This is a genomic window from Flavivirga jejuensis (genome assembly GCF_030540765.1).
In the GTDB taxonomy this organism is placed as follows: Bacteria; Bacteroidota; Bacteroidia; order Flavobacteriales; family Flavobacteriaceae; genus Flavivirga; species Flavivirga jejuensis.
This window is the reverse complement of sequence record NZ_JAUOEL010000006.1, coordinates 50,810-65,779: the sequence shown is the minus strand read 5'-3', so window position 1 is coordinate 65,779 and position 14,970 is coordinate 50,810. Positions and strand designations below refer to the sequence as shown.

At 29.7% G+C, this 14,970-nt stretch carries 13 protein-coding genes; all 13 read right to left on the bottom strand.

Features of this window, described 5'->3' with window-relative positions:
* Positions 1-18: 18 nt before the first annotated feature.
* The 13 genes from Q4Q40_RS16490 to Q4Q40_RS16430 all read right to left on the bottom strand — a co-directional run bounded on the left by Q4Q40_RS16490 (position 19) and on the right by Q4Q40_RS16430 (position 14,373).
* Positions 19-927 (bottom strand): hypothetical protein, encoded by a 909-nt coding sequence (locus Q4Q40_RS16490; protein ID WP_303303031.1) that lies wholly within the window; start codon positions 925-927, stop codon positions 19-21.
* Positions 928-932: 5 nt separating this feature from the next.
* Entirely contained in the window at positions 933-2,378 is a 1,446-nt protein-coding gene (locus tag Q4Q40_RS16485) for an MBOAT family O-acyltransferase (RefSeq protein ID WP_303303030.1), read from the bottom strand.
* Positions 2,379-2,387: 9 nt separating this feature from the next.
* Positions 2,388-2,627, bottom strand: coding sequence for an acyl carrier protein (locus Q4Q40_RS16480; RefSeq protein ID WP_303303028.1), 240 nt, complete (start codon positions 2,625-2,627; stop codon positions 2,388-2,390).
* Positions 2,628-2,638: 11 nt separating this feature from the next.
* A complete protein-coding gene (locus Q4Q40_RS16475; protein WP_303303027.1) occupies positions 2,639-4,123 on the bottom strand; it encodes an AMP-binding protein in 1,485 nt (494 codons plus the stop codon).
* Positions 4,124-4,370: 247 nt separating this feature from the next.
* The gene (locus tag Q4Q40_RS16470) at positions 4,371-4,940 is read right to left on the bottom strand and encodes a serine O-acetyltransferase (protein ID WP_303303026.1); all 570 of its coding nucleotides are present in this window, start codon (positions 4,938-4,940) and stop codon (positions 4,371-4,373) included.
* Between the two features lies 1 nt (position 4,941).
* Positions 4,942-6,072, bottom strand: a complete 1,131-nt coding sequence (locus Q4Q40_RS16465) for a glycosyltransferase family 4 protein (RefSeq protein ID WP_303303025.1) — start codon at positions 6,070-6,072, stop codon at positions 4,942-4,944.
* Positions 6,069-7,190 carry a glycosyltransferase family 4 protein gene (locus tag Q4Q40_RS16460; protein ID WP_303303024.1) on the bottom strand — a complete coding sequence of 374 codons (1,122 nt, stop codon included), beginning with the start codon at positions 7,188-7,190 and terminating at the stop codon, positions 6,069-6,071. The genes Q4Q40_RS16465 and Q4Q40_RS16460 overlap by 4 nt, the downstream gene beginning before the upstream one ends.
* Positions 7,191-7,200: 10 nt before the next feature.
* On the bottom strand, positions 7,201-8,148 hold the full coding sequence (locus tag Q4Q40_RS16455; RefSeq protein WP_303303023.1) for a class I SAM-dependent methyltransferase: 948 nt from the start codon (positions 8,146-8,148) through the stop codon (positions 7,201-7,203).
* A 45-nt stretch (positions 8,149-8,193) separates the two neighbouring features.
* Positions 8,194-9,159: a polysaccharide pyruvyl transferase family protein gene (locus tag Q4Q40_RS16450; RefSeq protein WP_303303021.1), complete on the bottom strand. Its 966-nt coding sequence runs from the start codon at positions 9,157-9,159 to the stop codon at positions 8,194-8,196.
* A 49-nt stretch (positions 9,160-9,208) separates the two neighbouring features.
* Positions 9,209-10,495, bottom strand: a complete 1,287-nt coding sequence (locus tag Q4Q40_RS16445) for a hypothetical protein (RefSeq protein WP_303303020.1) — start codon at positions 10,493-10,495, stop codon at positions 9,209-9,211.
* A complete protein-coding gene (locus tag Q4Q40_RS16440) occupies positions 10,488-12,023 on the bottom strand; it encodes a lipopolysaccharide biosynthesis protein (RefSeq protein ID WP_303303019.1) in 1,536 nt (511 codons plus the stop codon). Before Q4Q40_RS16440 ends, Q4Q40_RS16445 begins: the two co-directional genes overlap by 8 nt.
* Before the next feature lie 46 nt (positions 12,024-12,069).
* A complete protein-coding gene (locus Q4Q40_RS16435) occupies positions 12,070-13,350 on the bottom strand; it encodes a nucleotide sugar dehydrogenase (RefSeq protein ID WP_303303018.1) in 1,281 nt (426 codons plus the stop codon).
* A gap of 24 nt (positions 13,351-13,374) precedes the next feature.
* Positions 13,375-14,373 carry an SDR family oxidoreductase gene (locus tag Q4Q40_RS16430; RefSeq protein ID WP_303303017.1) on the bottom strand — a complete coding sequence of 333 codons (999 nt, stop codon included), beginning with the start codon at positions 14,371-14,373 and terminating at the stop codon, positions 13,375-13,377.
* Between the last annotated feature and the right edge of the window lie 597 nt (positions 14,374-14,970).

Sequence of the window (14,970 nt, the reverse complement as noted above, 5' to 3'; positions counted from 1 at the left end):
ATAGTCTTATTAATAATATTAATTTTTTAAAATAGAATCACACAAACTTTCTGTGAATTTACCACTATAAAGTTTACTTAAATGTGCACCATCTAACGTTTTATATGTATCACTTGTGTTTTTGTAATTATAATACTTAATATCATTCATATTGGATAAAGAATCAACTAATTTATCAAAACCTGGGCACATTTTTTCTTCAAGAGGGAGGAAAATTGGATCGACAGGCAATCTAGCTAAATGAACTTCACCATATTTTTTTAATGTTTTTATTAGAGTATCTAAGCTTGCAAGGCGGTACTCTGAAAAGGCATATCTTTTGTCAAAATTACTATAGCTATTTATCCACCAATCTCGCCTTTTTTCATAGTCTTCTTTCGTTTTGGGTAAATTATTGTCTTGTAACCAGCCATTTTTTTGTGAGATTAAATTTTCTCTAAAAATGGCTTTAAAATGAAAGCTATTATAGTTTTTAATTAAGTATTCATAATTTGGATTCATATCAACGAAGTCCATATTATGTGGTGATAAATCGGCTTCAATAAATTCATTTTTATAATTATCATGAGATCTATCAGAAAGCAGCATCAAGGGAGAAATGGATAGTATAAACAAACCATTTTTTGTGTCTGGTTTTAATTTTTTCAAAATACTTTTTCTGTACAGTGGACCAATTGGTGCTTGAGCAATTGTAAAACTGTAATTAAGCATTGGTAATTCGAATCCTTGGCCTGATAATTTTTCATTAATGACTGTAGGTCTAATTCCTGTTAACGCTCTAGAATCACCAATTATCATAGAACTAACCTTAGGCGTCGTGAATTTATTATAAAAACTATCTACTTGTCCTCCAAACTTTATAAGAATAAAGGTAATTATTGCGAGGCATATAAATGATGATAGAATTATTTTAAAAACTAATTTCATGTTTATTAAAATTGAAAGTATATAAATGTTTCAGAACTTTTACCAAAAAATAATATCAGTAAAAAAATAAAAATATATGAACTCCATCTGAAAATGATATTGTAATTACTTATCTCAAAATCATGAAGTCTTTCTCTGTGTTTCCATTCTACTATAGTAAAAAAGGCTATAAGTACTATGCCAATTATATAACTTGAACTTAACAATTCATTTGGAAATTTAAAAAGGCTATATGAAAAAATAGAAGCTATGTAGTTAAACGCTTCTGTGACTGTATTTGCTCTAAAAAATACATCAGTTAACATAATCAAAACAAATAATGCTAACATTTTGAATAACTCTTTAAAAGATGGCATCCATTTTCCTTTAGCGACTATTTCTGATTTATTCATTTTTCCAGAATAAACCAAAGGAATAAAATAGATTCCATGAAGTAAACCATAAAAAACAAATGTCCAGTTTGCTCCATGCCAAAACCCTACAAGTATAAAGGTTGCTATAATTGAGATAACTAGTCCTTTTTTCTGATAACCCCGTAATGTAAAAGAAAGTGGTGTAAATACATAGTCCATCATCCATGTTGTTAAGGAAATATGCCATTTACGCCAATAATCACTAATATTTGTAGAGAAAAATGGTGTTGAAAAATTTCGCATTAGTTGAAGACCAAATAATTTAGAAACACCAATAGCCATATTTGAGTATCCAGAAAAATCAGCATATAACTGTATGGCATAAAAGAATGCTCCAAGCAGCAGTAAACTCCCTGATTGATTTTCAAAGTTATCAAAAATTGGATTTGCGATTTCCGCACATTTTTCTGCGATCACCATTTTTGCAAATAACCCCCATAAAATTTGTCTCAATCCATCAGTAAAAATGTTATATGAGAATAATCTTTTCTTCTCTATTTGAGGAAGAAGGTTTGCTGCTCTTTCAATTGGTCCAGACAATATTTTTGGAAAGAAAGCAATAAAGACTGAAAATTGAAGTAAATTTTGATTAGGTTTTACTTCTTCGTTGTATACATCTATTAAATACCCTAATGTTTGAAATGTAAAAAAACTGATACCTAGGGGTAATAATATTTTTAAGGTATTATGGTTGGAATCTAACCCAAAGAGGTTTAATGCTTTAAAAAAGCCTTCGTAGAAAAAATTAAAATATTTAAAATATAGTAATAGTCCTATATTGAAGACTAAACCTATATTTAAAAACATTTTTTGTTTACTTTCTTTTTCAGCATTATGTATTTTTAATCCTAAATAAAAATTCAACAAAATACTTGCTATCAATAAAATTAAAAAGCGCCAATCTGCAAAAGCATAAAAGAAGATACTTGCAAGTAATAAAAAAACGTTTTGTAATACAGAAGATCTTTTAAAAATAATCCAATACAGTAAGAGTACTGGTATTATAAAAACAATAAAATTAAAAGAATTAAATACCATGGTTACAAATTAAATTTTAGATTGTATGACTGTAACTAATGTTCCCATATTTTTGAGTTTATTCAAATCTCTGAGCTTGAATTTAATATTAAATTTCTCTTCTATTTTGGTAAGAATCATCATATGAGATAAAGAGTCCCAACCATCTACGTCTGCAGCAGTTAGTTCGTCACGCATATCAAAATTTTCGTGCTCTAAAATAGAAACAAGAACCTCTTTTATTTTTTCTTTTATTATTACGGCTTCCATGTTATTATTAATCAATTAAATTGTTCTTCTAATTTTTTTCTATCTATTTTCCCATTGGTATTAAGTGGAAAATTATCAATAAATTTAATTTTTGCAGGTATCATATATTGAGGAAGTTTAGCTTTTAAATCTTCTAGTAGTGCTGTTGTTTCAAAAACTTTTGATTCTATCACTAATCCTATTTCTGCATTATTTGCGTTATTAGAAATAGCTAGAGCAACAGCATTTACTCTATCTAATGCTGCTTTAGTATGAAATTCAATTTCTGATAATTCGACCCTAAACCCTTGTATTTTTGCTTGAAAATCAACTCTTCCATGGTATAGAATGTCACCATCTTGATCCACAGCACATAAATCCCCAGTTCTATAAAATCTTCTTTGTTCTCCTTTATGTTCTTTTAAAAAGAATGTTTCTTTGTTTTTTTCTTCATTTTTCCAATAACCAGGTGTAAGCTGTAAACTGCTTAAGCATAGTTCTCCTTTTTCTCCAACAGAAACCTCATTGTTGTTTTCGTCAGCAATAATAGTGATGGTATTTTCCATGTCTTTACCAACAGCTATAACACCGTTATGCGTCTTATTTGGCGCACCACGTTTAAAAGTGTAATCTGTACAGAATACAGTGCATTCTGTTGGTCCATACACATTGGCTATAGTGGCATTTGGAATGCATTCACTCCATTCGTTAGTAACATCCAATGGTAAAGCTTCCCCACAAAAAAGACTTAGTTTCACCTTAGGGCAATCAATCTCATCAAAATACGGTCTTAAATAGTGTAAAATTGAAGGAACCATTGGCAATATGGTAAGTTCATAATCCTCCATTAATTCAAATATATAACTATACTTAATTTCGTCTTTTGGTATCGTATATATACAAGCTCCTTTTAATATTGGTAATAAATACGCCATTACTGAAAAATCAAATGTTAACTCGAACATTTGTAGGCATTTATCTGTATTATCGTAAGTATAGCTTAACTTCCAAAACGCTTCTGAAAACGCATGAAGATTATTAAAAGTTATTGGTACACCTTTTGGAGTGCCTGTAGTTCCTGATGTGAATAAAATATAACCAAGATTTTCACCAGATACGGTCGATGGTGTTAAATCAATATCTACGTGGGATAATTTTTTTGTTAGTATGGTTTTATAACCATCAAACACAATGCTTTCTGATGAATCAAGAATGGTTACAATATCCGCTTGTTGTATTACAGAGGTATTTCTTTCTATTGGAAAGTCTGGGTTTAAAGGGACATACGCCTTTCCTTCCATCCATAAAGCAATAATGGAAGCATAAGTCTGTATATCATTATTGGTTACCAGACCAATGTTCCGCTCATTTTTATTGGTGTTCTTTTTTAAAGAAACTCTAATATTAGATATTTCTTGAGCAAAATCTTTATAACTATAAAACACTTTGTTTATACAAAGGGCATTATTATTATAATTATCTTGAATAGAGGTTTGTAGGTTAGAGAGTAAGTCCATATTAATTATTATTTTTTCTCCATTTATATAAAAATTGGCTTTTAACTATCTATTATCTTAAAGTACTTATTTTTAATACTTCAAATAATTTTAAATTTATTTCCGAGGGATGAAATAATAACTCCGCTAACATACTGCATTTAGAAGATTGCGCCATTTTTAATCTATGAATTAACGAAAACTTCGTTGTAAGTGAGTAATGATTCCCTATATACTTTATGTATAAAAACACGACTAATTATACAATCTATACTTTTTCACCATTTTGTTTTACAATTTTACCAGGATTTCCTACGACAACACAATTATCAGGAACGTCTTTCACTACAACTGCACCAGCTCCAATACTACAATTATCACCAATTTTTATGTCACCAATAACTATAGCGCCTGTAAATATCGATACATTATTTCCTATGGTTGGTCTTTTGCCGTTAACTTCTCCAATTGTAACTAAATGATTCACATAAAAATTTTCACCAATGCTTTCTGCATTTAGTATAGTACTATAGGGGTGTCCTGTTAAAATACCGCCTTCTAGTTTAGTTGTTACGTCAATTCTAAAATACTTTTCTTTTCGGCAATAAATATTTAAAATGTAGCTGATGATACCATGATTTCTGTAATAAAAAATGGTTCTAAAATCTGAAGAATACGCTAAAAAATGTAATAGTAAAGAAATCTTTCCTCCCTTTATGTTTTTTGCAGTAGCCCAACGCTCAATATCCTTATCTATATGTGCTTTGTTTTTACTCCTTTTGTACAAAACAATATGTGGAATTAAAAAGATTTTAAAAAGGTTTAGTACTAGTTTCATTTTAACTATTTCTGTTTTGAAGTACTTTATCAAACATGTCTGTCCATAAAGACATTATTTTTTCAACACTATAATTATACGCATTTTTTCGCGCATTTAAACCCTTATTTATTAGTTGCTCTTTATTTAGTGCTAATGTTGCTAATTTATTTGCAAATAATTGATTATCACCTACTGGGATTAATAAACCATTTTCTTTATTAATAATATTTCTAGGGCCATTTGGGCAATCAAATGAGATAATAGGTAAACCACAAGCTTGCGCTTCTAATAAGACAAGAGGGAAGCATTCATTATGTGAACTCATTGCAAAAACAGAGGCATTCAACAGCTTATTTTCTATATTGTTAGTGGCTCCTTTTAAAATTATAGATTTTTTAAGATTTGCATCATCAATTTTATTTTGTAGTTCTTTAATGTAATTGATATCGCCATCTCCATAAATATGTAATTCCCAATTTGGAATGTTTTTATGTGTCTGCTCCCATATATCAATTAGCATATCATATCCTTTTACTGGAGCAATTCTACCTGCCGATATTATTATGTTGTTTGACAAACTTGAAACACTTTTCGGAAAAAACGTAATTGGATTAGGAATTACAATAGTATTATTGCTTTTGTAATATTTTGATTCATCAGGATTTAAAATGACTAGACGATCGTATTTTGATTCAACATAATCCGTAATTAAAAAAAATATCTTTTTAAAAGTTATTCCCTTTTTATTTCGTTTTTTTTCTTCAATAAACTTTGAATAATGAAATTCTTTTACTTTTGGAATCGTCTTATTTATAAAAGGTATAAAATGTGTATCTGTGCTATGACTGCAAACAACGACGATATCTGGATTAATTTGCTGAACTGCTTTTCTTAGCTTAAATAAGTGTCTTATGGATTTTAAAAGGTTTGTTGGGTGAAAATATGATTTACCCCTTACGTAGTTAATAGCTAAATCTTTAAAAACAATTTCTTTATCAAAATCATAACAAGGCTTTTTATTGCATTGTTCAGTGGTTAAGATAGAAATTTGATTATTCTTATTTTTAGCTAAATAATTTGCTTTTATAGAAAGCACTCTTTCTATACCTCCATGTAAGTAAACTTGATCAATAACAAATACTATGTTCATTTCAAGGATTTAGAAATTAAGCTTTGAAATAACTGATCCCACTGATAAACAACTTTTTCAGGAAGATAACGTTCTACATCTATTCTGGCTTTTTGCCCCATAGATTTTCTTAATTCAGAATCATCTATTAATCGGATAATGCTATCAGATAGATCTTTAATATTACCATTTTCAACTATAATACCATTTTCATTATGAGATATTATATCTGACGGTCCAAAAGGGCAATCAAATGAAATACAAGGCACTCCATAAGCCATTGCTTCTGTTAAAACCATACCAAAACCTTCATATCTAGAAGACATTGCGTAAATAGAAGCTTCCTTATATTTTTCTCCTATATTCTTTTCTGGAGGAAAAAGATTTACACAATCATCAAGTTTTAATGATTTTGCAAGCTTTTTTAAGCCCACATTCTCATTTATAGTTCCATAAATATCTAATTCCCAATCAGGGTGTTTTTCAGAAACATCCTTCCAACTATTTATCAGCCTATCATAACCTTTTTGAAAACTATGTTTTCCTACTGCTAAAACTTTTTTGTTTTCTAAGTTGCTTAACTGAGTGCTATCAGGAAAAAAAGATAATGGGTTTGGAATTACCAATAAATTGTTTAATTCCCATTCTTTTTTGTTTCCATTCGTAAGAACCACAAAATTATCAAATAATTTACCTCCAAAGTTCATTGCATTAAACTTAAAAAAAGTAAAAACCTTATTTATATATGATGTGGCATCCTTTTTTATTTCAATATTTCTAGACACATGCCGTTCATAAATCATAGGACATGGTTTACCTATAAGCAATGGAGCAAAAAGACCTTTGAGTCCATCGTCACAAACAGAAATGACGTCTGGTTTTATTTCTTTTATAACCTTTTTAATACCAGAAAGGTAGGAGTATAGATAGCTTAAATGACCGCCTTTAGTTTCTATATTGTGACAAATTATTTTCTGGCTAAACGTATAAAAATGAGCGCTATTTTTCTCATTTAAGGAGATAATATGCACCTCATACCCAAAGTTATCAGCTAAATAGCTAGCTTTTATTGATAGCACACGTTCTAAACCTCCAGGACCAGATATACCATTAGTAATGTATAGAATTTTATGCGCCATTATTAAGTTGTTATTTTTTTAGTACAATATCTAAATATGGATAACAGAAACCAGAGTGAAGGTTTTTATTTAGAGATTTTAAAAATTTTATATGACGCATCCCTTTTATACCAGCTTTAAATAATGTTGTTTTTTCAAATTGCATCAAAGACCCCACAACATTTAAATCCTTTAAGGGAGCTATAGCAATTTCGAATTCATGATAACTGGCACCACGACCCCAGCGTAAAAACTTCATCATATTATCATCATTTAATTCTCTGTAAGAATCTTTAAAGTTTTTCCTGTCGGAAAATTTAGAATAGTAAAAAGCTAATTCATCTGGTAACCAATCGTAAAAAGGCATAGCTGCCGTATGCGAGTCATAATACCACAATCTATTTGGAGTTTCTATAACTGATAAAAAAGAACCTTCTGGTAAAATGTCCCATGCTTGCTTAAGAGAAGATAGTCTTTCTTTAATCGTCATATGTTCTAAAACAGCATAATATATGATAAAATCAAACTTTTTTGTTTTAAAGTTTTCTTTAATTTCATCAGCATTCATTAAATGTAATTCGGTATCGAAACCAGCCATTTTCATTCTGTCCTTAGCAACATTTAATGCACCTTCGTCTACATCGATACCTGTTACATTAGCGCCTTGTTCGCTTAGTGCTAATGTTGAAATACCTGTACCGCAACCAATTTCTAAAATATTTGCGCCTTTTAGACCTTTTATACTATTTAACCATGGTGCTATACGGTTTCTATTATATGCTAAACGTTCAAATAATTGACCGTTTAAGGCTCTATCATATTCTTGCTTTGTAAGCCTGCTTTTCGTATCACCTCTATCTAAATAATTTGATTCCAGTGAGTTTTTAAGCTCTTCTACCTGCTTTTCACTAAATGTTAAATGATTTTTCTGCATCTTTTTTGGAGCAGAATACATTAATTTTTTTACTAAGGTTTTCATATTTTTAGGTAATTAGTTTTACTTACAATATACAAAGCTTGGTTTCTATATTTGGCTTTTTACTTTTTCTTTTAACGCATTCGCCAAATCATGATGCTTTTCAAGGTTTTTAACATTGGTCAATTTGTTAATTTTACCTTTTAATTCAAAATTAGAAGTATATACTCCTGTTTTACTGTTTATATCAATGCGATTAAATAATTCTAAAATACCATCAAACCTGCAAGAATCTACGAAACTATCAAATCCATTAACAAATATTACTGGTGTACCAAGTGCTAAACATGGTAATGCACAGTGAATCCTAGAAGTTATTACTAGTTTTGCTTTGGCATATTTTTTTAATAACGATTCTGCCATTTCAAATTTTTCCACATCAGAATATTTATTTGAAGGGGGTTCTTGATTAATAAACTCGGCAGATTCTAATAATTCGTCACTAATAAAATTCTTTAAGTGCTTATTTTTTTTGGAAAGTTGAAAAGCAGTTCCGTTTAGTATATTTCTTACTGTAGCTTTTGCATTATAAAATATTTTTTCTGGTCTTGGGTAACTATACAATGGATCTACAATGTATATATTTTCATCTCTTTGAGAATCATCAACTTTATAAGAATCTAAAGTAAGGGTTAGGCATCCAGTGAAGTGAGCATCAATTCCTTTTGCTATGAGTGTATCAGCCGTAAACTGGTCTCTACACCCAATAGGTTCATGCTTTTTCAAATAAGCAATTCCTTTATCGCTTAACATTGCTGGTGCTGCTGTATTATTCATGTGAAACGAAACAAATACTGGCGAAATATCATCAGAGGGTACCCAATTATGGATATTGTGTGTAAACCACCCATTCATAATAAGTTTGGTTTTTTCTCCTTTATATTCGCCTAATCGCTCTCTATTTATAAATGTATCAACATTTGGTAAAAACTGTTTAGCTGCTAAGCTTTGTATATTGTCTCCAACGTTAAAAAAACGTTTATTTTCGTCGTATGTAAGCAGTCCGTATTTCATTTTATCGTACTTGGATGGTTAATTTATCTTAAAATGGATCTTGGTCTAATTAAGAGGTTTTTATTTTTTTAATTAGGTTATAAACTTTTGAAAACTTATTTCTTAAAATAAATTTAAACTTTTGATTACTACTATTAGTCTTTAAAGATATTTCGTCTAAAAGCTTATCAATTTTCCCATTAGCTATGTCTTTAATCTGTGATAGTTCTTTTTCTTTATCATTAAAAATGTAAGGATTTGTAGCTGTTTTAGCTTTCTCCATTAATTCCCACCAAAAGTATTGCATCCCCTTATTCGAATTACCAATCTCTAATGTCTTAAACATCTCGTCATAATATTTCTCATCTACATTAAAACCATAATTATTTGGATTTTCGCCAGCAAGCACTAAACCTAAAATAGTTCTGTAACATTTTTCACAATTACTACAATTAAACTGGTCTCTTACTTCAGAATAGCAAACTCTAAGGCGGAAAGGCGTATTCGTTTCTTTAGAAAAATTAGCAATTAAATCTACTTTATCCTGTCTTCTTAAATCGAATGCATCATGATGTATTTGTATCCCAGCCCAAGTTATTTTTTCATCTATTTCTGGTTTTGAACCCCATACGACATCCATTAGCTCTGAGTAAGTCGATGAAATTGTAAGATGTTTATAGCCGTTAATAAAAGAAATAGGAGCTACCGAGCCTAATAGAGACAAGCCATGCTGTACTTTACCCCACCAGCCTAAACCTTCAATTAACAAGTTGACTTCATAAGTATAAAAATCACGAACATTAGACTCAATAAAGTTTTTATTGTTTTTTTGTAATAAAGACTGACCTTCAATAAACGTTTTTAAATCGTTCCATTGTTCAGTATCCTTAATGGCAATATCTGGACCATGTATGGTTACTAAATCTGGTACAGTGTCTATTTCTCTGATATATGAAGAAAAGGCATCAACACCACCACTAAAAAGCAATGCATATTTCTCTCCATTTATAGTATTCTTTATCAGGTTATTAACTAGTAGTTTACTAGTAAGTGTATATGAAGCATCTCGCTTCTCAAATTCCTTTTTAACAAGTACCATGGCATTGTAAAAATCTTCATCTAATTCATCTGCTTCAACATCAAAACAGCCATACCAAGCAATAGTTAATACATTAGATAAAAAAGGAATGGCCAAAATACTTTTAGGCACTTGACTAACATCTACGCCATATTCGGCATACAATGGTTGATCTTCATTGAAAAATTTTTTGATCTTATTTCCAATTGAATAATCATAATTAACTCTTTTTCCATTGTTTGAAAAAGATATACTATTAAGTTTTAATACATTATTCATTTTTTTTTATTTTAAATAATCTACTGAATGTTTTTTTAAATAATTCTTTTTCAAATTCTATTAAACCAATATAATACATAAGAATACTAAAGACAAACGTGTATAAAATAGATTTGGTAATAAAATTTACCCAATCATTAACCGAAACTGAAATTGAATTGATAAAGTAACCTATAGCTAATGCTATTACTATTACCAAAATGGTTTTATTTAATAATTCTTTAAAGAATCTAATAATGTTGAGTCCTATTTTGTTATGATAATAAAAATTCATAACATTTTGTACAATTATCCATGCTATAACTGAGCCTATCATCATTCCTATGGCGCCATAGTCATGCGCTAATATGGCGCCAAGTATGGTTCCAAGAATCATAAATGACAAGTATAAGATTGCTTTAAATTTAAGCTTGTTTTTAGCTTCTAAAATAGAATTCCCAAAGCCTTGTACTAGAGGTAAAGTATAAGCAACCATTATCATTAGAGCAATTACCCACGATTGAAAACTTCCATCATCACCTAATTCTCTACCAACCCATAAATACACAAATTGTTTTCCAAATAAAATGAAAGCAGTCAAAATAAACATTAAAACAATAAACGATAATCTACCTATTTTAATCATCATATCTGTTAGCGCTTCACCAGAGGCATCATCTACAGACATTTTTGTTGCCCTTGGTAAAAATACGCTAGAAATTGCTGTAGAAAAAGCGCCATAGTAAGACCCTAAGACAATCCCTATCCCATATATACTTAAAACTTCAGGAGGGCTTATTCTCCCTAAAACCCAATGCCCAGCTTTCCATTGAAGTAAACCTACTAATGCAAATACAAATATCCATGTGGAATAACTAAATATTTTCTTTATAAAATCTACAGAAAAGGAGTGAAGCTTAATTTTTACATCTAATTTATAAAACACATAATATCCGGTAATTAGTATGATGCATATATTAAAGATGGAGTCCACTATTACAAGAGCTATTGCTTTTCCACCTAATAATAGCACTGCTACTACAGTTATTGACCTTAAAATATATCTTATTATATTAAGTGTTTTTGGAAATACAAACTTCTCGTAGCCATAGCATATTCCTGTTAATGAACCACCAGGTAAACCAATAGCTAGATTAAAAATAAAAATTATAAAAATCACTTTTGCAATTTCTATTTCTCCTGGATTCATTTTGGTGAAATAGGTGTCTATATAACCGTAAAAAACAACACCAATAATAACGACTAGCGTAGATATACCAAGATAAATAAGCATGGTAGTTGCTAGAAAGTTTTCTTGACCAATTTTATCTTTTTCTGCTTTGTATTTGGCAACAAAACGTACTACTGTGTTGTTAAGTCCAAAATCCAGCAAAGATATTGTTCCTACTAAAGCGCCTATAGTTAGAAAAATACCGTATTCTTCTTTCCCTAAGTGATTAAGTATAAAAGGAGTTATTAATAACCCTATTACATTTATCAAAATAATAGTTGTGTAATTTAAAAAAGCTCCTTTTTTTAATTGACTCAAAGCGCGTAGGTTTTAGTTAAAATCATTTAAAATGTATTGATAAAGGTTATAACCTTCCATTCACATTTTCGCTAAGAATACCTTTAACATCATATAAAACGCCTTCTGGATTTAATAATGATCTTAAATCTTCTTGAAGAAATTCTTTATGAGCAACAGTTAAAACAACAGCATCAAATGTATCTTTTGGTAATTGTCTTACTGTCTGTAAATCATATTCATGTTTTACTTCTTCCGGGCTAGCCCAAGGGTCGTATATGGTAACTTCTGTACCATAACTTTTAAGTTGGTTAATAACATCAACAGCTTTGGTATTTCTAACATCCGGACAATTCTCTTTAAATGTAATCCCTAAAGCTAATATCTTTGCGCCTTTTATCCGGATATCATTTTGAACCATTAACTTAATAACTTCAGAAGCAACATATTGTCCCATACTATCATTTACGCGACGCCCCGCTAATATGATTTCTGGATGATACCCAACTTCTTGTGCCTTTTGAGCCAAATAATAAGGATCAACACCAATACAATGGCCTCCAACCAGACCTGGCTTAAATGGTAGGAAATTCCATTTAGTACCTGCAGCTTCTAATACCGAATGGGTATCAATATCCATTAGATTAAAAATTTTCGCTAACTCATTTACAAAAGCAATATTGATATCACGTTGTGAGTTTTCGATAACTTTTGCTGCTTCTGCGACTTTAATGGTTGGTGCTAAGTGAGTTCCAGCTGTGATAACGCTGGCATATAAATCATCCACTTTTTTGCCTACTTCTGGAGTTGAACCAGCCGTAACTTTTAGTATTTTATCTACTGTATGAAGTTTATCTCCCGGATTAATTCTTTCTGGCGAATAGCCCGCATAAAAATCTTCGTTAAACTTTAAACCGCTTATTTTTTCTAATACTGGCACACACTCATCTTCTGTAACTCCTGGGTATACAGTAGATTCGTAAATAACAATATCTCCTCTTTTTAAGACCTTAGCAACTGTTTCACTAGACTTATATAATGGTGTTAAATCCGGACGATTATTTTTATCGATAGGCGTAGGGACAGTAACAACATAATAGTTGCAATCTTTTATATCTTCAAGATTAGAAGAACAAAACAAACCAATGTTATTGCTTGGATTCTTTTTTAAAACAGATTGTAATGTTTTAGAATCGACTTCTAAAGTAGCATCATTACCTTGTAATAATTCTTCAATTCTGTTTTCATTAATGTCAAAACCTATAACATCATATTTTGTTGCAAAAAGTCTAGCTAAAGGTAGACCTACGTAGCCTAAACCAATAACGGCAATTTTAATATCCTTCATTTTTTTATTTTGATAATGTAACTTTTATTTTAAATTTTCCCAATACCAATTAACAGCTTCTTTTAAGCCGCTACTAATATCGTACTTTGGGTCGTAATTTAATAATTGTTTTGCTTTATCAATAGAAGCCAAAGAGTGAGGGATATCTCCAATTCTATTATCTCTGTGTTTAATTTCAATATTTCCTATAGCATTATCAAAATCAGTCAAATATTCTTTTAAAAGGTTGACTAATTCAATTAAAGTCGTTCTTTCGCCATACGCTACATTATATACCGTATTTATAGCTTTTGCATTACCAACTGTTAATGCATTTATATTCATTTGTACGACATTATCTATATATGTGAAATCTCTAGAATAACTACCATCACCATTAATAATTGGAGATTCATGACTTATAAACTGTTGAACAAATTTTGGTATCACAGCTGCATAAGCTCCATTTGGATCTTGTCGTTTTCCAAAAACGTTGAAATAACGTAATCCAATAGTATCTAATTTATAAGTACTGTAAAAAATTTCAGCATATAATTCATTTACATATTTAGTAATAGCGTAAGGAGATAATGGTTTTCCAATAGTGTCTTCTACTTTTGGTAAAGCTTCATGATCTCCATATGTTGAGGAACTGGCTGCGTATACAAAGCGTTTGACACCTGCATCTCTAGAAGCAACTAACATATTTAGAAATCCTGATACATTAACATCATTAGTAGTAATAGGGTCATTGATAGACCTAGGAACAGATCCTAAAGCCGCTTCATGTAATACATAGTCAACATTAGCACATGCATTATGGCAATCTTCAAGGTTTCTAATATCCCCTTCAATTAATTTAAAATTGCTATTATTTAAAAAAGGATCTATATTGATTCGCTTCCCTGTTGAGAAATTATCTAAGCAAACGACGTTTATATTATTGTCTAATAATACTTCACATAAATTAGAGCCAATAAAACCAGCGCCGCCAGTAATAAGAATTCTTTTTCCTTGTAAAGTTTTTAGTTGTTGTTTAGTCATTTTAGATTTTAGGATTTATTTAATTCGGAGCAAATATGAAAAAAATAAATGTAATTAGTTAACTAATTATATTAAGGTCTCGTTTTTACCGATGAAATTCAAATAAGTGCTAAAATAAGCGATTAAGTAAAGCTTTTTTTATAAAAACAGAATCACATTCTTTATAATTAAATCTAAGCATTTTAGATTTTGTAAGTTAAATATTATGCATATATATCTATTAATCAATAATATTTAAACTTAAAACTGAAATATAGAATCGATGATATGCATACTTTTACTTTTAACTAAATACGCCTATGTATTTAACCGATTTTAATTACTCTTTTAGCGAATTAAGTTAGTTATGCTCTTTTTGATATAAAACAATTACTAAATTTACACCGTAAAACACAAATTGAATTGATTAATAGCAGCATTAATTTAATTGTATTAAAAAGGATAAATAAAAATATTTTCAAAATCTCTCTATTATTAATCTATAAAAAAGTAAATAGATTAAAACGAATATTTTAAAATCATTTAATACTAATTTAATTGAAGCTAATAAACAGGTAATTAATTTTGTTTTATGAATAAAGAGGGAAATCATCCAGA

Coding starts and splice junctions, on each gene's coding strand:
- Q4Q40_RS16460 (WP_303303024.1), bottom strand. CDS start 7,190: ATGGCGCATAAAATTCTATACATTACTAATGGTATATCTGGTCCTGGA.
- Q4Q40_RS16475 (WP_303303027.1), bottom strand. CDS start 4,123: ATGGACTTACTCTCTAACCTACAAACCTCTATTCAAGATAATTATAAT.
- Q4Q40_RS16480 (WP_303303028.1), bottom strand. CDS start 2,627: ATGGAAGCCGTAATAATAAAAGAAAAAATAAAAGAGGTTCTTGTTTCT.
- Q4Q40_RS16485 (WP_303303030.1), bottom strand. CDS start 2,378: ATGGTATTTAATTCTTTTAATTTTATTGTTTTTATAATACCAGTACTC.
- Q4Q40_RS16465 (WP_303303025.1), bottom strand. CDS start 6,072: ATGAACATAGTATTTGTTATTGATCAAGTTTACTTACATGGAGGTATA.
- Q4Q40_RS16435 (WP_303303018.1), bottom strand. CDS start 13,350: ATGAAGGATATTAAAATTGCCGTTATTGGTTTAGGCTACGTAGGTCTA.
- Q4Q40_RS16455 (WP_303303023.1), bottom strand. CDS start 8,148: ATGAAAACCTTAGTAAAAAAATTAATGTATTCTGCTCCAAAAAAGATG.
- Q4Q40_RS16445 (WP_303303020.1), bottom strand. CDS start 10,495: ATGAATAATGTATTAAAACTTAATAGTATATCTTTTTCAAACAATGGA.
- Q4Q40_RS16490 (WP_303303031.1), bottom strand. CDS start 927: ATGAAATTAGTTTTTAAAATAATTCTATCATCATTTATATGCCTCGCA.
- Q4Q40_RS16470 (WP_303303026.1), bottom strand. CDS start 4,940: ATGAAACTAGTACTAAACCTTTTTAAAATCTTTTTAATTCCACATATT.
- Q4Q40_RS16450 (WP_303303021.1), bottom strand. CDS start 9,159: ATGAAATACGGACTGCTTACATACGACGAAAATAAACGTTTTTTTAAC.
- Q4Q40_RS16430 (WP_303303017.1), bottom strand. CDS start 14,373: ATGACTAAACAACAACTAAAAACTTTACAAGGAAAAAGAATTCTTATT.